General features: G+C 57.2%; 14 protein-coding genes and 1 tRNA gene. 10 read left to right on the top strand and 5 right to left on the bottom strand.

Annotated features, from left to right (window positions below; genetic code table 11):
- Nucleotides 1–43 precede the first annotated feature (43 nt).
- Nucleotides 44–120 (top strand) — tRNA-Arg (locus tag VHB22_RS08645).
- Between the two features lie 72 nt (nt 121–192).
- Here VHB22_RS08645 and VHB22_RS08640 read toward each other — a convergent pair.
- The 4 genes from VHB22_RS08640 to VHB22_RS08625 form a co-directional block, all read right to left on the bottom strand.
- Nucleotides 193–1,167 (bottom strand): hypothetical protein, encoded by a 975-nt coding sequence (locus tag VHB22_RS08640; protein WP_325456565.1) that lies wholly within the window; start codon nt 1,165–1,167, stop codon nt 193–195.
- Between the two features lie 264 nt (nt 1,168–1,431).
- Nucleotides 1,432–2,964 (bottom strand): efflux transporter outer membrane subunit, encoded by a 1,533-nt coding sequence (locus VHB22_RS08635; protein WP_325456564.1) that lies wholly within the window; start codon nt 2,962–2,964, stop codon nt 1,432–1,434.
- On the bottom strand, nt 2,964–4,286 hold the full coding sequence (locus tag VHB22_RS08630; protein WP_325456563.1) for an efflux RND transporter periplasmic adaptor subunit: 1,323 nt from the start codon (nt 4,284–4,286) through the stop codon (nt 2,964–2,966). Before VHB22_RS08630 ends, VHB22_RS08635 begins: the two co-directional genes overlap by 1 nt.
- A complete protein-coding gene (locus VHB22_RS08625) occupies nt 4,273–7,464 on the bottom strand; it encodes an efflux RND transporter permease subunit (RefSeq protein ID WP_325456562.1) in 3,192 nt (1,063 codons plus the stop codon). The genes VHB22_RS08630 and VHB22_RS08625 overlap by 14 nt, the downstream gene beginning before the upstream one ends.
- Nucleotides 7,465–7,810: 346 nt before the next feature.
- On the opposite strand from VHB22_RS08625, the gene VHB22_RS08620 reads away from it, so the two are divergent.
- The 3 genes from VHB22_RS08620 to VHB22_RS08610 all read left to right on the top strand — a co-directional run bounded on the left by VHB22_RS08620 (nt 7,811) and on the right by VHB22_RS08610 (nt 10,467).
- Nucleotides 7,811–9,496, top strand: coding sequence for an MASE1 domain-containing protein (locus VHB22_RS08620; RefSeq protein ID WP_325456561.1), 1,686 nt, complete (start codon nt 7,811–7,813; stop codon nt 9,494–9,496).
- Nucleotides 9,493–10,167, top strand: coding sequence for a response regulator transcription factor (locus tag VHB22_RS08615; RefSeq protein WP_325456560.1), 675 nt, complete (start codon nt 9,493–9,495; stop codon nt 10,165–10,167). The genes VHB22_RS08620 and VHB22_RS08615 overlap by 4 nt, the downstream gene beginning before the upstream one ends.
- Nucleotides 10,168–10,314: 147 nt before the next feature.
- Nucleotides 10,315–10,467 (top strand): hypothetical protein, encoded by a 153-nt coding sequence (locus tag VHB22_RS08610; RefSeq protein WP_325456559.1) that lies wholly within the window; start codon nt 10,315–10,317, stop codon nt 10,465–10,467.
- A gap of 278 nt (nt 10,468–10,745) precedes the next feature.
- Here the strand turns inward: VHB22_RS08610 and VHB22_RS08605 are convergent, their stop codons facing one another.
- On the bottom strand, nt 10,746–12,164 hold the full coding sequence (locus tag VHB22_RS08605) for a hypothetical protein (RefSeq protein ID WP_325456558.1): 1,419 nt from the start codon (nt 12,162–12,164) through the stop codon (nt 10,746–10,748).
- 664 nt (nt 12,165–12,828) lie between these two features.
- Here VHB22_RS08605 and VHB22_RS08600 point away from each other — a divergent pair.
- From VHB22_RS08600 to VHB22_RS08575, 6 genes are all read left to right on the top strand, one after another.
- The gene (locus tag VHB22_RS08600; protein ID WP_325456557.1) at nt 12,829–13,446 is read left to right on the top strand and encodes a response regulator transcription factor; all 618 of its coding nucleotides are present in this window, start codon (nt 12,829–12,831) and stop codon (nt 13,444–13,446) included.
- A gap of 253 nt (nt 13,447–13,699) precedes the next feature.
- Entirely contained in the window at nt 13,700–14,917 is a 1,218-nt protein-coding gene (locus tag VHB22_RS08595; protein WP_325456556.1) for an aminotransferase class V-fold PLP-dependent enzyme, read from the top strand.
- 149 nt (nt 14,918–15,066) lie between these two features.
- The gene (locus VHB22_RS08590; RefSeq protein WP_325456555.1) at nt 15,067–16,029 is read left to right on the top strand and encodes a CoA ester lyase; all 963 of its coding nucleotides are present in this window, start codon (nt 15,067–15,069) and stop codon (nt 16,027–16,029) included.
- A 39-nt stretch (nt 16,030–16,068) separates the two neighbouring features.
- Nucleotides 16,069–17,232 (top strand): malate--CoA ligase subunit beta, encoded by a 1,164-nt coding sequence (locus VHB22_RS08585; RefSeq protein WP_325456554.1) that lies wholly within the window; start codon nt 16,069–16,071, stop codon nt 17,230–17,232.
- An 18-nt stretch (nt 17,233–17,250) separates the two neighbouring features.
- Nucleotides 17,251–18,150 (top strand): succinate--CoA ligase subunit alpha, encoded by a 900-nt coding sequence (sucD, locus tag VHB22_RS08580; protein WP_325456553.1) that lies wholly within the window; start codon nt 17,251–17,253, stop codon nt 18,148–18,150.
- A 109-nt stretch (nt 18,151–18,259) separates the two neighbouring features.
- Nucleotides 18,260–21,115, top strand: a complete 2,856-nt coding sequence (locus VHB22_RS08575; protein WP_325456552.1) for a phosphoenolpyruvate carboxylase — start codon at nt 18,260–18,262, stop codon at nt 21,113–21,115.
- Nucleotides 21,116–21,136 lie beyond the last annotated feature (21 nt).

Below are 21,136 nucleotides of genomic sequence, written 5' to 3'. Positions count from 1 at the left end.
GCGCACGAACAAGCGTTTTCGCGATTGCCGCAAAGCGTCATCCGGCCCCGTAGCTCAGTTGGATAGAGCAACGGTTTCCTAAACCGTAGGTCGCAGGTTCAAATCCTGCCGGGGTCGCCACAAAAACACGTACCCGCCATGAAGCCGGACTTGGCGCTTGTTCTCGAACCGGAAACGGCGAAATCGATCCGCTCAGAATGACAGCCGCGTCGTGAGGATCCAATTGCTGTCGTAGGTCGGCGTCAGGACCGGAACCTTTGTTTCCGGCGTTACGGCAAATTGATATCCGGCGCCCACGATAAAGTTGACGTCCTTGGCTAAGTTGAAGCGGCCCAGAATCAAACCTGGCGTGAGGAAGACTTGATCCTTTCCGCTTCGCTCGCCATCCGCCCAATGTGTATAGTTGACCTCAAACTCCGGCCAAAAATATTTCGCCCAGTGATATTGGAATGCCACGTTGGTCACGACCGACGTGCCAATTGTATTTTCGTGTTCCAAAGGAATGGGTACACCGACTGTCGCCTGGATATCGAAATCACCCCAGCCTTTACCCGCCGCTAACGTCGGCGTGACGACCCAGGCATCGTTCGTGAACGGCACTTCGCCTGTTGGAGCTTGAACTCCAAGAAATGCGGTTACGATATAGTCACCGTTATTCTTATTGGCACTGATGAGCCGCTGCTTGATCGTGAGGGCTGGCCAATCTCCCCAGCCGCGCGCCTGATTGACGCCGGTACGTTCATCATAAGGCGGCAGGTTGATGAGAATTTCGTTCGTGGTCGTCGGAATGAGTTCAACGCCTTTGCCGCCATCGTAGACGTTCAGGTCGGCTCCATTTCCGAGATGTTCAAAGAATTGGTCCGAGCGAAACTCTTGCTCCAGTCGTGGAGTAACGGTCGCCAGCGGTGTCATCCAGTCGGGCTGCGAGGCCTTTGCCTCGTGCGCGATCTCAGCCCATCTGTCGAAAAAACTCTGCACCTCGCTATTGGTATGATCGTCGGAGCCGCTGTTGGCGCCGAGGTGAAACGGTATGGCCTCAGGAAGAACAACCGCCGGGCTCGAAGGGGGTTGGCTGTTTCCCAGTTGAAGAAGATCGCCCGCTCGCGCGTTCCCGCTTGCGAACAAACCTAAGCCGATTGTCGCAACATATTTCGCCACCGATTTCATTTTCACCGTCCCCCATACGGAATTTCCACTCTGCTATATCGTATGGAGTTGAGGCACGTCGCGGCTCGGCAATACGTCGGGACTCACCCTTCCGTATTTATGCGGATAGCGGAGGCGGTGTCCTACCGTGCAGCTGCGGGAGCCGCTGTTGCGCCGAGCCTCGATCCATCGTCAGTGCAAAAAGAGAAAGGTGATTTCTCGCCCATGACGTGCGCGACGATTTGGATCGGTAAAGGTCCCGAATTTTTACGCGTGCGGCGACCTTCAGCCGTCGTGCAGGTGATGGAACGCAGCGACGAGCGCAGGTCGTGCCGTTGGAGTGGGTAGGGACTCGTCGAACATTTCCCAGCCGCCTCCAAGCGCCTTGTACACAGCGATGAATGCGTCCGCTGCATCGGCTCTCACCTGTGCATCCTGAACCTCGAGCTCGCTTTCCTGCCGCTCCGCGTCGAGAACATTCAGAAAATCCGTAACACCCCTGTCATAGCGCTCCGTCGCGAGGCTAACCGCACGCTTGCTTTCATTGATCGCGCTTTCCAAGGCTTTTTGCGTCGACATCAGAGCGCGATATCGGGCGAGACTCATATTGACTTCATTTACGCTCGCCACCACGACACGCTTGTAATTAATGTAGGCTTCATCCGCATGCAGCTGCTGGATGTGTACGATCGCATCGAGCGTTCCGAAGTCGAGCACCGGCCAATAGAGCGCTGGCCCGACCGAATAGATGCTTTTCGAAACCACGGGCACAACGCCCAAACCCTGACCTTGCGCTCCCCCGCCTGCCGTAATTGCAATTCGGGGAAAGAGATCGGCCGTCGCAATGCCGATCCGTGCAGTTTCAACGGCAAGGGCACGTTCGGCCTTACGAACATCCGGCCTCCGGCGTACAACATCGACGGGCAAGCCGGTCTTGAGCGTTTTCGGCGTGCCGGGGATCTTTTTGTATGACGCAAGTTCCGCGCATATGCCGCCGGTATAAGTGTTCAGAAGAATGGCGATGCGAGAGCAGCCGCCGTATTCATCGGCTGAAAGCGGCGCGGCGCGAGCCTTGAGGGCATTCAGTTCGCGCGAGGCCAAGGTAACATCCAGTTCGTTCGTCAATCCTCTCTTGAAGCGCGTTTGTACGAGATCGAGCGTCTTGCGCGCACGGGCGATGTCTTCATTCAAGGCTTTAAGACGAGCCTGGACGCCGCGTGTCTCGACATAGGCGCGCGCGACTTCCGCAACCACAGAAACAAGGACCGCGCGCCGCGTCTCGACGGCTTCGTCCGTCATGTACCGCGCCGCTTCGAGCGCGCGCCGGTTCTTGCCGAACAGGTCTATCTCCCAACCCGCATCGAAGCCCGCAACGTAGGTGATCTCCTTTAGCCCCGTCGTATCGGTGGCGGCGTTGAGCGGCGACGCAACGCGTCCCTTTGCGGAGTTGGTTCCCGAACCCCGTCCAGCGCCGGCACTTGCTTCGACATCCGGAAGTGCCGCACCACGCACCGCAATTTCGTTCTCGCGGGCCGCCATTATGCGACGGGCAGCGATCTTGATATCCGGGTTTGCGACGACGGCGCGCCCGATCAGCGATTCGAGTTCGGCATCCCTGAATAATGACCACCAGTGCACGATCGATTCAGAATCGGCCTGTTTGATCGAGACCGCTCGTTGAGCGTTGTCGCCAATGCTGCTCGTGAAAAGATGTGGCGTACCAATCTTCGGCAGAAGATAATCTGGACCTACGGCGCACCCGGATAGGGTGAGCAGCGAGACCGCTTGAAGTAGTTTGAATCCCCCCCTTAGCGTCATTAACTCTGGGCTCCAGGACTATTATTGACTGCGACTTTGTCGCCGTCGCCAATCTGACTGTTGATATTCAAAGCCACATCCTCCCCTGCTTTTACGCCGGAGCCGAGATCGACGAACTCGCCGTCGTCGGTGACGATAGTGACGTCGCGGAACGATATTTTTCCGTTGCTGCCGAGCACCGCGACCTGGGGGCCCTTCGCACGGAAAACGATTGCGCTGGCCGGAACGCGCACGGTGGCTGTTTCTCCAACTTCGAATCGCGCACGAACGTACATGCCAGGTGCAAGAGCGTAGTCCGAATTGGGCAGCACGGTTTCGATTTGCATCGTGCGGGCCTGAGGATCGAGCGAGCCGGTCATGCGGGTGATTTTTCCGTCAAATGTTCGGCCTGTCCCGTCGTCCGTCGATACGTGCACCGGCGATCCGATGGAAAGGCGAGCGGCAACGCTTTGTGGCACGCTCGAAAAAACACGAATTCTGTCGATTTGTTGAATGACAAAAAGCGGGGTAGTGCTCGAAGCGCTGCCTGCCGTGACAAGATCACCGGGATCGATCCGGCGCTCGGTGATGATGCCGTCAAACGGCGCCGTGACGTTCTTGAATCCGGTGAGCGTGGTCAATCCATTCACCTTTGCCTGATCGACCGCAACTTTCGCATTTGCTGCATTGAGTTGAGCGACGCTGGAGGCCGCCCCCGCCTTCTTTGCTTCACGCTCTTGCTCTGACACGACCCCCTTGGGCGAATCACGCCATCGATTATAGGTGCTCTGAGCGAATGCTGCATCAGCTTCTCGGACTTTCGCCTCCGCCTGTGCAGCTTTCAACTCGGCGCGGGCTGCATCGAGCTGGGCGTCCAGATCCGGAGTTTCAATCGTCGCCAGGACTTGGCCTTTCTTGACGCGATCGCCGAGGTCGACTTTCCAATCCTTGAGGTATCCCGTGACTCGCGAGTAAATGATCGTCCGGTACCAGGCCGCCGTTGCGGCGGGAAGAACCAAGGACTTGTACCGTGGAGCCGGTTTTGCCACGGCCACGTCGACGAGCGGCAACATGGCGACTTTCTTGCGCGTCTGCTGTTGAAGGTCGAACTCCTCCCGCGCCTTGATTTTGCTTACGGTGAAGAACGCCGTGGTCAATCCGACCGCAATTAAAAGCGCGAAAACACCGATCCAGTGGCCTGTACGTTTCCCCCACCGCCCCGCAACGGGCGTGTGTCCGTACGTCGAGGAGCCCTTTTCCTCGCTTTCATCATCGAATGCATCAAACGCCGTTTGCTTATCGTTGTTCGTTTTTGCGTCTTCTCTATTTCTACGCAGTCGCAAGGGGTACACTCCCATTTTCAGGTTGCGAGACTGGATCACGTCGCAGCAGGCGATAAAGTGTCGGAACGAAGATCAGTGTCGCGACGGTCGCGAACAACAGGCCGCCAATGACGGCGCGAGCAAGCGGTGCATTCTGTTCGCCGCCCTCACCGACGCCGAGTGCCATTGGGATCATGCCAAGGATCATAGCTCCTGCGGTCATGAGCACCGGGCGAAGGCGCGTGTATCCGGCTTCGATTGCAGCTTGCATTTTATTGACGCCCATCTCGGCGCGCTGGTTGGCAAAAGTCAGGACAAGGATGCCATTCGCCGTGGTAAGGCCGATGCACATCAAGGTTCCCATGAGAGCAGGGACGCTGATGTTTGTGTTTGTGATGAAGAGCATCCAAACCACGCCAGCCAAAGCGAAAGGAACGGCCATCAAAACGATAAGCGGATCGACCCAGCTCTGGAAATTGATGACGAGCAGCAGGAAGACGAGCACGACGGCCAGACCCATGCCGCCGAATAGACCTGAAAAGCTTTCCCGCATCGTTTCGACTTGGCCTCCAAGCGTCACTTTGATGTTGCTCTGAGGAGCGGGCCTGTCTTTTGCGAGGACCTTGTCGATTGCGTCAGCCGCCGATGCAAGATCGCGCCCCTGAACGTCGGCATGGACGTCGAATACCGGCCGGATGTTTAACTGCGAGAGAACCATAGGTACCTTCGTGCGTCCGAAATGCGCGACGCTCATTAAGAGCTGCGGATCTTTTTGGCCGGGCGCAGTGACAGGGATAGTCCAGACGTCCTTCGTCGATTTAACGCGGTACGAGGGCGTTTGGACGACCAGCGGATAGCTGACATTATTGTGCGGGTTCAACCAGAAATTCGGCGAGACTTGCGCACTCGAGTTTAGCGTCACCAGGACATCATTGGCGATGCCGTGCTGGTCGAGCATCAACTCGCGCGCTTTGGTACGGTCGACGTCGACTTTGACCGCAGGTGCGTCGGGAACCTGGAACACGTGTGAGTCGACAATCCCGGGTACCGCATTCAAGTCACGCGCGATCTTGGACGCAATGGCGAACGATTTCTCGCTGTTGCGACCTGAGACACGAACGTCGATCGGCGCCGGTTGGCCGAAATTGAGCACCTGATTGACGATGTCGGCAGGTTGAAAGAAGAATTGCAGCTCCGGAAATAGCTTCGGCAGCTCGCGGCGGAGGCGTGCGATATGCGCCGGGGTAGAAGTATGCTTCTTGTTCAGCGCGATAAGAATCTCTCCATCCATCGGGCCGACGGTCGCGCTATCGCTGAGCGCGATGTTGATACCGCTATAGGGAAGTCCGATGTTGTCGAGAATGACGTTTATCTGGTCATTTCCGACAATCTTTCGAACGGCTTTTTCGACTTGCGCAAAATACCGTTGTGTTTGTTCTATTCGGGTTCCCGGCGGCGCCCGTACATGCAGCCGCATTTGCCCTGCATCGATTTGAGGGAAGAAATCCATTCCGAGATTGCGGAACGGCAGGACTGTCGCCACCAGCAGAAGCGCGAAGAATATGGTCGTCGACAATGCATGATGGACACACCATGCAACCGTATTGCGATACGCTTCCCTGAAAGCGTTAAACCCATGTTCGAAGCCATGATGGATCGCCCTGAAGGGATTGAAGCGCGATTTTGAATGAGCTTTCGAATCCGCTCCATGAGCGCCGACCTGCGATCTCATAAGGTATTTGAACAGTACGGGCACCAGCGTGAATGACAGGACAAGGCTAGCGAAGAGTGAAAGGATCACGGAAAGGGATAACGGCGAAAACAAATATTTCGCCGTTCCCGTCAGCAAAAAGACCGGCACGAACACGACGCTGATGGAAAGAGTCGAGAGAAGTGTCGGAATTCCAACTTCGGCGGCGCCACTGAGAATTGCGTGCTCCAATTCTTCGCCCAGCCCGATATGGCGCTCGATGTTCTCGATAACCACCGTTGAGTTGTCGACGAGGATGCCGACCGCGAGCGCGAAACCCCCGAGCGTCATCGTGTTTAAGGTCTGCTTGTCGACGTAAAGCAACAACAGCGCGGCAATGATCGAAAGCGGTATTGAGGCCAGGATGATCAGCGTCAATCGCCAGTTGCCAAGGAACAGGAGGATCATGAGTGCGGTTAGACCGGCTGCCATCAATCCGCCCATGATCACGCTGCTCAGCGCAGCCTTGACGAAGATCGACTGATCGAAAATTGGCTTTATCGACACCCCCTTCGGCATCAGCCTGCGCAGGGCTGGAAGCGCTGCCTTCACGCCGTTGATAACGTCCAGCGTCGAGGTGCCCCCAGTTTTGCGGACGAGCATCAGCGCGCCGGGTAAACCGTTTTGGCTGACGGAGTTGGTCTGCACCTGGCTTCCATCGTGAACGTGCGCAACGTCTCGAAGAAAGACCGTTTGCCCGTTGATCTGTTTGATGGGGAAATTCGCGATAGACGAAATGACATCCGGCGTGTTGTTCATCGCAATTGGATAGTCTTTGTCGCCGGCCTTCACATCGCCCGACGGAACAATGATGTTTTGAAGTTGAACCGCATTGGCCACGTCTGACGGCGTAAGGCCACGCGCTTGAAGAGCTTGCGTATCGAGGTCAACCATGATCAGGCGGACCTTGCCCCCGTAAGGATATGGGACCTGGGCGCCATGGACGACGGCAAGACTGGGTCTCAGTACTTGTTGACCGATATCCGTCAAGCGCTGATCGGGCAGAAACCGGCTGGCGAGGCTGAGCTGTATGACCGAAACGTCTGTTGCGCTGTATCGGACGATCAAGGGGGGCGTAATATTGCGCGGCATGCTCTTCAGCACGGTCTGGGCGCAGCTCGCCAATTGCGTGATTGCACGGCTAACGTCGGCGCCTTCGTGCAGATAGACCTTAATGACTCCAACACCCGTATAACTGTTCGCCTCGATCCGGGCGATATCATCGACCAGCGATGCCATCTGGCGTTCGTGCTTGATCAGAATGCGATCCTGCATCTCCTGCGCGCTCATGCCGTTGTACGTCCAGACGACGCTGACGACAGGAATGTCGATGTCGGGAAAAATATCTACCGGCATGCGCAAGATCGCGCCGATCCCGAGCAGGCACACGAGAAGAATGATTGCCGCGATTGAATAGGGATATTTAAGAGCAAAACGCGGCAAAGACATCAGTTCGATTTCCCTAATACTCTTTCAGCCACCGCTTAAACGCCGCGACGCGTCTTTCGCGGCCGAGCGTCAAGTCGCCGCGACCAACGAACTAACAAGCAACGTTACCATCGAGTGCCACGGCGCTTACCGGCCGAACGAAGTCATCGCCGAAGCTCTGACCCAGGGTCGATAAGCTGCCCATCAGGCAAGTGCCAAAACCGCTCCAGGAACCTCTTACGGGCACGGCACCAAACACGCCGTTTATTTCCACACGGCCAGCCTGCCGCGTTTATCAGTCCAGAACCATAGGAAGATATTCCGGCCGAGCGCTTGCGTGATAAACGCTCCGTGAGTAACCCTCCGGATGCCTACGGAGTGGCGGGGCACTGGCAGGCATAGGAAAAAGTTGATGTCTGAGCTGATTGAAACCGAAAGAGCGCACACTGACCATATGTCTCGCATCCAAGCGCTTCCTTTATGGTTATCGGGGCTCGGCTACATACTGTCTTATGTGGCGCTCGCTTGGCTGAGCATTGCCACGTCCTCGGCGCCGTTTGGGATCGTCGCGTGGAATCCCGAGTCAGGTCTAAGCGTTGCCGCCTATCTGATTTTTGGACGATCGTTTTTGCCATACCTCGTGGCGGCGGTGGCTGTTGCCAACATTGTTTTGCACGGGTCCGACTTCCCGCTGCTCTATCATATTTTAAGTCCGATAGTTGTCGGTGGTGGCTACGCCTTGGCGTTGAACTGGGTCCAATCCTCCAGGTGGCAATTCGATATCCGCTTGCCGACTCTCCGCGATGTACTTGTGTTTGAATCGACTGCAATCGCTGCTGCCACCGGCGTCGCGTGCGCATGCGTCATTCTACTGGCCGCGACGGGCCTGCTCGCAACCGGCGACATCGGTTATAATATGTTTCGTTCGGCCGTCGGAGATTTGATCGGAATTTCGATCGTCGCTCCCTTTTTGCTGCTGCTCGCGAGTGCCGGCGGCTTCCGCAGGCTAACGCGGGAAGCGGTCCTGCAGGGGATCTCGATTATCGCGGCGTTGGCATTTGCCTTCAGCTTTACCAATCTCCCGCACTTCCGCCTGTTCAACGTGATGTTTTTCCCGATCATCTGGATTGCACTTCGAGCTGGACTGGAAGGCGCGACATACGGCTTGGTGTTCACGCAAATCGGCTTGATCGTTGCGCTTCACCTTTCCGGCACTCAATCCGCAAGCGTGACCACCTATCAAGCTCTCATGCTCGTACTGGCTTTCACGGGACTAGCGATCGGCGGCCTGGTAACGGAGCGTCGCCGGTTTGAGCAGGACCTGCGCTTAAACCAAGAATCGGTCGCGCATATTTTCCGTCTGGGCAGCGCCGGAGAATTAACGACCGCCATAGCACACGAAATTAATCAACCGCTAACCGCCATCTCTAATTACGCTCGTTTGATACAGCAGTACCTTGAGCGCGGAGACGGTGATAAAGTTTCGGCCCTTGAAGCCGCCACAAAAATGACGGCCCAGGTTGACAGGACGGCCGCGGTCATAAAAAACCTCCGCGACCTGATCCGCCTTGGGCGCAGACAAGTCGGGCAACAAAACGTGCACGTCCTCATACGCGAAGCGTTGGATCTGCTCGAACCAAATCTTCGCCGAACGAACACCACGGTCAAAGTTTCAATTGCTCGCGACGTTCACGAGGTGGTCGTTGATCGGCTCCAAATCGAGCAAGTGCTGATGAATATCATTTCCAACGCTATCGATGCGATAAATGACAACGAATCTGACGAAAGGTTGATAACCATTCGCGGGTTCAATCTTGCTGACGGTAGGGTTGAAATAGAAGTCCGCGACAGCGGACCAGGTTTTCCCGATGATTTCAATTTCCGGCAGTCGGGAATTCGATCGTCAAGCAAAAAAGAGGGTCTGGGCGTCGGGCTCTCACTGAGCCGCACCATTATCGAAGGACACGGAGGAGAACTGCTGCTCGGGAAAGATAAACCCGGTGCGGTCGTTCAAATTCGATTGAAGTCATTTCCGCTGGAGATGCGCACATGACCATGGACGCTGCAGTCGCAGTAATCGACGATGACGAAGCAGTCAGAGACTCGCTGGCGATGATGCTCAGCAATCACGGGTTCGGAGTCTGCTCGTTTGCTTCGGCCGACGCATTTATGGCGGTGATAGGTGCAAATAACCTCCCGTCATGTGTAGTTTGCGACATTCGCATGCCCGGAATGTCTGGTTTGGAGCTGCAGCGAGAACTCGCAAAAAAGTGGCCTATGGTGCCACTCGTGCTGATCACTGGACACGGCGATGTCAGCATGGCGGTAAATGCTCTCAAGGCTGGTGCTTACGACTTTGTCGAAAAGCCGTTTGCGCCTGATCGCCTTATCGAAAGCATCAAGTCCGCAATCGATCAAAACGAGCACAAGAGAAACCAGGATCAAGAGATCGTCCGCTTGTCGGCTCGCATAAACGAACTTTCGGACCGGCAAAAACAGGTCATGGACCTGGCCGTAAAGGGACTATCGAACAAGGAAATTGCGTTGAGCCTAAAGATCAGCCCACGCACCGTGGAAACATACCGGGCCTGGGTGATGGAAAAAACAGGAGCGCGAAATATCGCCGATCTCGTAAGAATTGCGATGCGCTTGGAAGAGAATGGTTCTTCAATTCGACCCAGGCCGCGCTCTGTTGGCGTTCTAGAGGACGATCAGTCCTTATAAGCAGCGCAGAACGTTGCGACTCGAATATCCGGATTGCCTCGGCAAAATTCCTCGGCAGACCATTCGTTGCCACCCGATGGATGCTCAGAGATGTGCATGTGCATTTGCCTGGAAACCTTTTCGGCCTCGTGTTCTTGACACGAACGCGTGGCGACCCAGCTTCCGTGGATCATTTCAAAGTCGCCATCGCACCTGGAGTGGGCGCTGGCCGCACCCGCGGTCATTCCCGACGCCAATAATGCCGTCGACATGGCAATGAACAAGCTCCGCATGTCTTACTCTCTTTGGTTCAGCGTTTGACAGAATGCTCGGCGCGGAGACGCGGAATTGGTCCAACGGCGTCGCGCGCCTAAGCATGGAGAAAAGGGTAAGCGGGATTTTCAGAGCCTGTTATTCCGCTCGATGCCTTCGGCCATAAGCCATCGGCGTTCGCACATCGGTAGAAACACCGAAGAGAAATCGACGAGTGAAAAATCGCACAGAACTTCGGCGCCGCTCTCCCACCGAGCGAAACTATTCGGGATTGCTAATCGATTGGCGAGAGTGCGGCCTCGGCCAGACTCTCGCCAACGCGCAGCTTATTTGAAGGGATAGTATCTGAAGGACGTCATCACGATCGCTTCATCCGTCGACGGCGCGCCGCCGACTCCCTCGAATGCTTCACGCTTGACATACTGCCCTTGAGCGCCAATAGCGGCGCGGCCGAAGTGCCCGTTGTAGATGTCGTGCCAGACGCCGGCCGTCACTTCCCAAAGCCGCTTGTTGACGCCTTGGCATAAACTCGCCGGGTCATCTTCGATTTCGCAACCCGTATTATTGAGCGATGCAAGACCATACCCGGCAGCGCCGTCGACGGTCTTTGTCGCTTCCTCAAGGCCGCCATATGCATAGAGGTCGGTTCCCTTGCCGGGATGGGCAACAATGCCGGCCAGAGCTTGGATCTCGGGTATTGCTGCGAAACTGCCGTCTTCGTTGAAGGTGACGTCGGCCATTTGACCCGAACCATAGCGGCCTATTCCGTTCCCCGCCAAAAAGCTTCCTTGAATTTCGAGATACTTTGGGATCAACGGAATCGTCGCTGATGCGCCTCCGCCTCCGGCAATCGTCGTCCGGTTGTCGTGATCCGCGCGATCGGTGAAACCACGCACCACGCCCTTCAGCTCGTAATGGCCCCATCCGGGATCGAAGGCGATCTTGGCAACGACGTCCGGCATGATGTCATTGCTATAGCTCGCTCCGGAATTGAGTAACGGTCCGCCAGGGTTGTTGGCATTGATAGGCACACCGCCCGGCGTCTGACCGGCTATGACGGTCTGTGGACTCTCAACGGAAATGCCCGCCGATATCATCGGACTGAACGTCTTCACGATTCGAATCTGAGGATTACGCGTCCAGTTGAAGCCGACGACGTACTGCGCATCGATCGTCAACGGAATCTGTTCGTTGCGAGCTTTGATTCCCTCCGTGTTCGTTGTCAGCAAGCTCCACGTCTGGCCAGCAAGGATATGGAGCCCCCATCTGTCGTCATCGAGCGTGCCGTAGAAATGACGTATGCGCGGGGCGTAGCTGTTGCTCTCAACCGAATTGGACGTCGTGCCTGCGCCGAGAAAGTCGGCCTCGATGTAAGCGGCGAGATGGGTGTATTCGTCCATATCTCCGGAGGCCAAAGCCGCAATCCGGCTCTGTCGCGCGCTGAATCTCGTTTCGTGCTCGTAGTGTCTAGGGTCGTTTCCAAACGGAATGCCCGCAAAGCTGCTTCCGACGTCCGCCGTTTCGTTTCTGGATCGCCAAAACGTTGCCAATTCGCTGAAGCCGCCGAGTTTCAGATTGACGGCTCCGATCTGGAGACTGCCGTCCGGCAGAACGTTGACCACCTCCCGATCATCGGGAATGTTTGGCGAGGAAAGATCTGCCGCCAACGCGTCCGTCGATATAAGAGCTACGAAACTCACCAAGACGCATAGAGACGCACGCGTCCCCCAAACACGACCATCCATTATCATGCTCCCCTGAAAGAAAACCCCCCGCCTTGACTCAAACAAGGCAGCCCGGTCTCGAATTCAGCAGGCAGCAGTCAGCTGACGTGCATCAACGCTTCGATGCCGGTGAAAGGAAGTCATCAAGGGCAATTAACAAGCGTGTAACGAGAAGTATCAGCACGGACACGGCCGTAAAACTACGTAGGTAATCGGTCGAGTATGCAATCCGCGAGTAGAGAGTCGAAACAAAAGACCCCGTTCTTCAAAAGAAGAGCGGGGTCTGCAAGTTGAGGTCTGTAAACGAGAACTCCAATAGCACGGATTCGCCTATCGATGATCGTGCGTGAAACCCTCGGTAGTCCTACGGAAGCTCGAAAAGTTTCTGTTCGCTAGTGACCCGGGCGCTTTGGCGGACCGATTGACCAGTCCTTCGATCGCATTCGGATGATTCAAGTGCTGGTCCAATTTCCAACGCGCTGGCCATTATCGGCGCTGCTATGTTCGCGGACGGACTGATCGTGCGGCGCCGGAGGCATTCCACCGCTTGCGTTAAAAAACTATAGTTGCGACAATGACATAGGGGACGAGACGGTATCATTTCCGGGTCGCGGGTTCCCGGAGAATTTTGAAATGCGTACGCTGGAGGCCAGAACGTGGCCGCTTCTCAAGGGTCGTGGCGTTGATGGCCGGTAAAATAGAGGTCACCATAGCGGATCAAAATCCGGTCGTGCGATCGGGTCTCGAAGCGCTCATCGAACGTGACGGCAGGTTCAGCGTCTGCGGTGTCCACGCAAACGGCGCCGCGCTGATCGACGCCCTAAAGGTCAAGCCGGTCGAGATCGCAATTGTCGGCTGGACATTGCCGGACATGACGGGCGGTGCTGTGCTTGCTCGTCTGAAGCAGGAAAAATGGCAGACGCGTGTGGTCATCTATACCGGCGAGCGCAGCGGTGACGTACTGAGACAAGCGATCAAAGGGGGCGCGTGGGGATTTGTCTCGAAGACAGAAGATCCGCAGGTTCTGCTGGAAGCCGTCATCTCCGTTGCGCGCGGCCGCTTGTCGCTGCCCTACGTCGATATCGATTTGCTCAATCATGATCCGCTCGAAGGGTTGACGGCACGCGAACGCGAACTTCTTGCTGCACTTGCGAACGGATGGACCAATCTGCAGATTGCTGCGCGAACCGGCATTTCTCGCAATACGGTGAAATACCATCTGAAAAACTTGTACGATAAGCTCGGCGTTTCGAATCGCGCGATGGCTGTTGCACTGCACGTGTCGGTTAACCGAAACGATTAACACGCTGGGAGCCCGATCCCACGGATCGGTACAACTTGTCACGCACATAAAGCCGCAGAGGTGGGTAGCTCTGGCTGCCCAACGGGGTGTTGTTAGTTTTTCGTTCACACCCTCACTGTCCGCCTGCTAGTTAGGACTAACGCCCGCATCTGCGATCGGGCGGAAGGATCAGCAAAAGCACGCCGGATCACGCATCCCTGCATTCCTTTCGGGGGACGTCCGGTTTGGCTCAACGCAGTGCGGAGAAACGCCCATGACGACGACCGTCACGCCTCACCTTTTTATCCCCGGCCCGACCAACATTCCTGACGCTGTGCGCATGGCGATGAATCTCCCCATGGAGGATATGCGGTCACCCGAATTTCCGAAGTTCACCCTTCCGTTGTTCGAAGACCTGAAGAAAGCTTTCAAGATGAAGGACGGCCGGGTCTTCATCTTCCCATCGTCGGGCACAGGCGCCTGGGAATCGGCAATCGAGAACACGCTGGCAACCGGCGATAAGGTTCTGATGAGCCGCTTCGGGCAGTTCTCGCTACTTTGGGTTGATATGGCCGAGCGTCTTGGGCTCAAGGTCGAGCTGTGTGACGAAGAGTGGGGTACTGGCGTTCCGGTCGAGAAGTACGCTGACATTCTCGCCAAGGATAAGAATCACGAGATCAAGGCCGTCTTCGCAACCCATAACGAAACGGCAACGGGCGTTGCGAGCGATATCGGCGCGATCCGCAAAGCTCTCGATGCTGCGAAGCACCCCGCACTGCTGATGGTAGACGGCGTGTCCTCGGTCGGTTCACTCGACATGCGTATGGGCGAATGGGGCGTGGATTGCTGCGTCTCGGGTTCGCAGAAGGGCTTCATGCTCCCGACGGGCCTCGGCATTCTCGCCGTCAGCCAGAAGGCGCTTGATGTCAACAAGTCGAAGAACGGCCGCATGAACCGCTGCTTCTTCTCGTTCGAAGACATGATCAAGACGAACGATCTCGGATATTTCCCGTACACGCCGGCGACGCAGCTGCTTCGCGGTCTGCGGACCTCCCTAGATCTGCTGTTCGCCGAGGGGCTCGACAATGTTTTCGCCCGTCATAACCGTCTCGCGACCGGCGTACGCAAGGGTGTCGAAGCGTGGGGTCTGAAGCTCTGCGCGAAAGAGCCGAAGTGGTATTCCGATACGGTTTCGGCGGTCCTCGTGCCGGAAGGCGTTGACAGCAACGCCATCACCAAGACGGCTTATTATCGCTACAACACATCTCTCGGCCTCGGCCTGAACAAGGTCGCGGGCAAGGTGTTCCGCATCGGCCACCTTGGCGCGCTCGACGAATTCATGGTCGGCGGCGTTCTCTTCGCGGTCGAAATGGCGCTCAAGGACAACGGCGTCAACATCAAGCTCGGTTCGGGAACGGGAGCTGCTGCGGAGTACTTCAGCAAGACTGCCACCAAATCCGCGACCGGCCCAACGCAGGCAAAGGCCGCCTAAGCGAGAATTAGCGCCCGGCTGCAAGGCCGGGCGCGTCTTTCGACGTGCGCGAGAGCCGGGGAAATGCTGGTCATGCACGAGCATTTCCACGAATTGCATCGCGCCGAACAACAAACGATCGAACTCTAGTCCAGGAAGGCGACGACCACATGAGCTATACCCCGACCCCGTCCCGCACGCAGCGTCTGCAACGCTCTTATCTTGCCGTGCCGGGCTCAAACCCCAGCATGATCGATCGCGCCATCAAAAGCGCGGCCGATTTCGTATTTCTTGACTGCGAAGACGCCGTCGCGCCGCCCGAGAAGGAGCAGGCTCGTAAGAACATCATCCAGGCTTTGAACGATCTCGATTGGAAAGGCGCGGGCAAGAGCGTCGCGGTCCGCATCAACGGCCTGGATACGCATTACATGTACCGCGACGTCGTCGACATCGTCGAGCAGGCTGGCGCGAAGCTCGACACGATCCTCATTCCGAAGGTCGGCGTCCCGGCCGATGTTTACACGGTCGAATGCATCGTCAGTCAGATCGAAGTCGCAAAGGGCCTGAAAAACAAGATCGGCACGGAAGCACTGATCGAAACGCCGCTCGGCATGGCCAATGTCGAAGCCATCGCGTCAGCGAACAGCCGCCTTGAAGCGATGCACTTCGGCGTCGCAGACTACTCGGCCTTCAATAAGGCGCGCACTGTCGTCATCGGGGGCTTGAATCCAGATTATCCCGGTGACCAGTGGCACTTCCCGCTTTCGCGCATGACCGTCGCATGCCGAGCTTACGGTCTGCGCCCGATCGATGGACCGTTCGGCGGCATCGATGATCCGGAAGGCTATAAGGCCGCCGCACGTCGTGGCGCTGCCCTCGGCATGGAAGGCAAGTGGGCCATCCATCCCTCGCAGATCGAACTCGCCAACGAAATCTATTCGCCGACGCCCAAAGAGGTCGAGCGCGCCGAGCGAATTCTCGTCGCTTTGAAGGAAGCCGAAGCTCAGGGCAAAGGCGCCGCTTCTCTCGACGGCAAGATGATCGACGCCGCTTCTGAGAAGATGGCAAAGAACATGCTTGCGACCGCAGCGGCGATCAAGGCAGCTGAAGCTGCACGCGCCAGCGCAAAATAAAAGAAGCCTCGGAAACGCTATCCCAAGGAGTCCAACGACATGGACATTCATGAGTACCAGGCTAAGGAGCTTCTCGCGAAGTTCGGCGTGCCGATCGCGCGCGGAGGCCTAGCCTATAGCCCCGAGCAGGCGACGTATCGCGCCAGCGAACTGGGCGGCACCGTCGTCGTCAAGGCGCAAATCCATTCCGGCGCCCGCGGCAAGGCCGGCGGCGTCAAGGTCTGTAAGACGGAGAAGGAAATCGAAGAGGCGGCCGAGTTCATGCTTGGCCGCAAACTCGTCACGCATCAGACGGGTCCATCCGGCAAGCTGGTCTCGCGCCTCTACATCGAGGAAGCGACGAACATCGATCGCGAGATCTATCTTGGCTTCGTTATGGATCGCGCATCCGAGCGCATCGTTGTCGTTGCGTCAGCGGCGGGCGGCATGGACATCGAGGAAATCTCGGCGACCCAGCCCGACACGATCATTCGCGTGAGTGTCGATCCGGCCGTCGGCATGCAGCAGTTCCAGGCGCGCGAGCTGGCTTTCGGTCTGGGCGTCGACCCAGACATCGTCAATAAGCTCGTCCCGGCGATCATGGGATGCTATCGCGCGTTCCGCGATCTCGACGCGATGATGGTGGAGGTCAATCCTCTCGTCATCACGAAGGAAAAGCAGGTCCTCGCGCTCGATGCTAAGATGTCGTTCGACGACAACGCTCTTTTCCGTCGCCCGCATATCGCCGAGCTGCGCGACAAGAGCCAGGAAGACCCGCGCGAAACTTACGCATCGGATCGCGGTCTTGCCTACGTCGGCCTAGACGGAGACATTGGCTGCATCGTCAACGGCGCGGGCCTCGCGATGGCAACCCTCGACATGATCAAGCTCGCAGGTGGCGAACCGGCGAACTTCCTCGACATCGGCGGCGGCGCCTCGCCCGAGCGCGTCACGAAATCGTTCAAGGCGGTTCTTCGCGACAAAAACGTCAAGGCGATCCTCGTGAACGTCTTCGCGGGCATCAACCGTTGCGACTGGGTTGCCAAGGGCGTCGTCGATGCCGTCAAAGAACTCGATATCAAAATGCCGATCGTCGTTCGTCTCGCAGGGACGAATGTTGAGGAAGGCCGCAAGATCATCGATAACAGCGGTCTGACCGTCATCAGCGCCGAAACGCTCGCCGACGCTGCAAAACAAGCAGTCGAAGCGGCAAAAAAAGCGTAAGCCCGGAGAGACGCACCAATGGCAATCTTCATCAATGAAAAGACGCCGATTCTGATCCAGGGCTTTACCGGACGTATCGGCACCTTCCATGCCCAGGAAATGATCGACTACGGCTCCAATGTCGTAGGCGGTGTGACGCCCGGTAAGGGTGGCACCTCTCACTTGGGCCGTCCCGTATTCAACACGGTGAAAGGCGCCGTCGATGAGACGCGTGCGGAAGCCTCGATCGTTTTCGTGCCGCCGCCCTTCGCCGCCGACGCGATCATGGAAGCCGCCGACGCCGGCATCAAATATTGCGTCTGCATTACGGACGGCATTCCGGCCCAGGATATGATCCGCGTGAAACGCTACATGCGCCGCTACAAGAAAGAAGCGCGCATGATCCTGACTGGCCCGAACTGCGCCGGAACGATTTCGCCAGGTAAGGCCATGCTCGGCATCATGCCCGGCCACATCTATATCCCCGGCCGTGTCGGCATTGTCGGCCGTTCGGGAACGCTCGGCTATGAAGCAGCCTCGCAGCTCAAAGCGCTGGGCATCGGCGTTTCGACATCTGTCGGAATCGGCGGCGACCCGATCAACGGCTCGTCGCACCGCGACGTGCTCGAGCACTTCGAGAACGATCCCGAGACGGACGCTGTGTTGATGATCGGCGAGATCGGTGGTCCGCAGGAAGCGGAAGCGGGCGTCTTCGCTAAAGAGCATATGAAGAAGCCGGTCATTGCCTACATCGCGGGTCTTTCGGCACCAAAGGGCCGCCGCATGGGCCACGCGGGCGCCATCGTCTCCGCGTTCGGCGAGTCGGCTGCCGAAAAGGTCGAAATCCTCCAGGGTTGTGGCGTGACCATTGCGCCGACGCCGTCGGAAATGGGTTCGACTGTGGCGAAGGTACTTGGTAGCCTTAAGAAAGTCGCCTGACACATTGGTGCGGACCGGAGCAGCGGTTTGGCGTGCTCCGGTCTTTGCACGCTGAGCTAACAAATTTACGCTCGATCGCGGTCCCTTAAGGGACGCGGAGGCTTGGTGGATGCAAGAAAAGACGCGAGCGAAAAACGCGAAAAACCTTAGCGAAGTTCAGCTTATTGAGGAATTGAAGCGTCTCCGCACGCAAATTCCCGATAATCCGTCGCTCAATCCAATTCTGAACGTCGCGTTCGACTTATCCCGCCGGCTCGAGTCCGGGGATGTCTCGTCTGAAGAGGTCAGATCGCTCGCAGGCCGGCTGATGGACCGCGCCTGTGTGCGTCGCGCACGCCGGTTACGCGAGAAGGTTGGCTACGTCGATCAGGCGGCGACGCTCAAGGATTTCACCTCTTACGTCGAGAAAACGGCGAAGGAAGCTGGTTCAATTAAAGCCTTTGCCGAGCGCTGGGAGCGCGCACGCACAGGCATCGTGTTGACTGCTCATCCGACATTTGGATTATCGGACGCGCTTTATCGTCGGATGGTCGAAATTGCCGTCGCCGATCCGGCCGGAGATGTCACCATCGGCCTGCCGCACGCGCCTGAACGCGAACTGACGCTCCAGCACGAGCACAAGTGCGCGCAGGACGCGATACGTAATCTCCGCAATGCCTATGAAGAGCTTTTACACGGGTTCTACAGCGTTGCCTCCCAGAAGTTCGGCGACGCAGCATTCAAGCTCCGTCCGAGATTGACGACGTTGGCATCGTGGATCGGTTACGACCTCGACGGCCGCACCGACATTGCTTGGACGTTTTCTTTCGAAGTCCGCCTGCTCGAAAAGCGAGGCGCTCTTGCCGACATACGCGAGCGCTTCGTCGTCTTGAAGCATAAGCTTGAAGAAACGGATGAGGCGCAGCGGCTGGCACGCCAGATCGTCGGCAAGCTCGATCTTGCAATCGCATCCGTCGACGAGCAGCTGAAGGCGCTCGAAGCTTTCAAAAACGATTCATCTGCACTTGCGACGGCGGCAAACGTCATCACGAAGACCGATGGCTATAATTTGCTGACGGTCGAACCGCTTCAGACGCTATTTGCTTCGCTGATCGATACCGTTCAGGCTCCCCAAATGAAGCGTGCGGTGGCCGCGCTTTCCGGATTGGTGGATGCGACCGGCCTCGGAACGTCGCACATTCATTTGCGCATCAACGCACTTCAGCTCAACAACGCTTTCCGCGCTTACGTCCACGAGCCCTGGACGCGCGACCTGACGGAAAGCCAGTCGCTCGCTCGTATCGTGGAGATGATCAAGAACTGTCCGCGCGAGGCCGTGAACTTCGCGACGCTCGATCTTGAGACCGCGACCGCCATTCGTCAGTTTGCGCTGACGGCTCAGATCCACAAGCACGTGGACAAGGAAACGCCGATCCGCTTCCTGATCGCCGAATGCGAATCGCCGGCGACGGTTCTGATTGCGGTATTCTTTGCCAAACTCTTCGGTGTCGATGGAATCACCGATATCTCGCCGCTCTTCGAAACTCCGTCGGGTCTCGAAAACGGATCGCGCATCATGGAGCGGTTGGTCGAAGAGGAAACGTATCGCGATTATGTGAAGGGCCGTAAGCGGCTGAGCATCCAAACGGGATTTTCCGACGCCGGTCGCTTCATCGGCCAGATATCCGCGACGCTTGCGATCGAGCGCTACTATCACGGGCTCGCCGCACTGCTGGATCGCGCCAAGCTCGACGACGTCGAAATCCTCATCTTCTCCACCCATGGCGAGTCCATGGGGCGTGGCGCCCACCCGGGCACGCTTCATACGCGCTTGCATTATTTGATGACGGATGAAGCGCGCTTCCGCTTCGCGGATGCAAATATCCCAGTGAAGCACGAGACGAGCTTCCAGGGCGGCGACGGCTACATGTACTTCGGCAACCGTGCCCTCACCACGCGAGCTCTTGCGACCATCGTGATGGACGGCGAGATCCCTGAACGCGAGCACGATCCGTTCTATTCGGAGCACAACTTCAGCCTCGATTTCTTCTTGAGGCTGCGCGCATTCCAGCAGCACTTGTTCGCGCACGATGGTTATCGCGCTGTACTTGGTGCGTTTGGTCCAAACTTGCTTTTCAAGACGGGCTCTCGTCCGGTGAAGCGCCAAGGCGAGCACACGTCTGATCGCGGCAATCCCGCACGCATGCGCGCTATTCCTAATAACGCAATTCTGCAGCAGTTCGGCTACATCGCCAACGTCGTTGCCGGCCTCGGCACGGCCGTAGGTGCGGACCGCGACAGATTCAATAAACTCGCGAAGTCGTCCAAGCGCCTCCGCTCGCTGCTCGAAATGATCGCCTATGCAAAGCAGATATCGAGTCTGAACGCCATGGGCGCGAATGCCCAGATCTTCAACGCGGGACTATGGGCTTCTCGCGCGTCGTGGGGGCGAGAGCAGGTATTGAGCACCGCATTCCGGACACTCGCTACGCATTTGCTGCCCGATGAACGCCAGGGGGCGATAAACGAGCTGGTTCACCTGTTGCGCCTTGATGCGATCGATCTGCATGCAATCCTCGAAGATCAGCAAATCGAGGACGGGACGGATCCGGATGAGAACCGGTTGGAACTTGATCTGCTGCAAGCTATCAGGCTCGCTTTGATCATGCGGATTTTCATCCTCGCGGCGCAATTGCCGCGGTTCACGCCGCAAGACGGACTCTCGCACGCTCAGGTTCTCGAAATGGCGCTGAGCCTCGAAATTCCGGAAGTTTTGAATATTCTTCGTAAAGCCTTTCCGCATGGCGCCAAGAATTTCGCTGAGGAGGGGAACGCTGCGTTCGACGAGCAGGCGACCTATCGGCCGCGCGGTATCGATGATTACGCGCGTCTCGAAACGGAAATCTTGACCCCGATGGAATCGTCCTACGAGTTCATTCGGGAAATTGGCACCGGCATTTCGCACCATTTTGGCGCCTTCGGATAAGGAGCCGGTGGAAGCACGACA

The sequence above is a fragment of the Hyphomicrobium sp. genome, from assembly GCF_035548195.1.
Taxonomy (GTDB): domain Bacteria; phylum Pseudomonadota; class Alphaproteobacteria; order Rhizobiales; family Hyphomicrobiaceae; genus Hyphomicrobium_B.
Note: the sequence above shows the minus strand (reverse complement) of the source record. Positions and strands in the feature narration are given on the sequence as shown.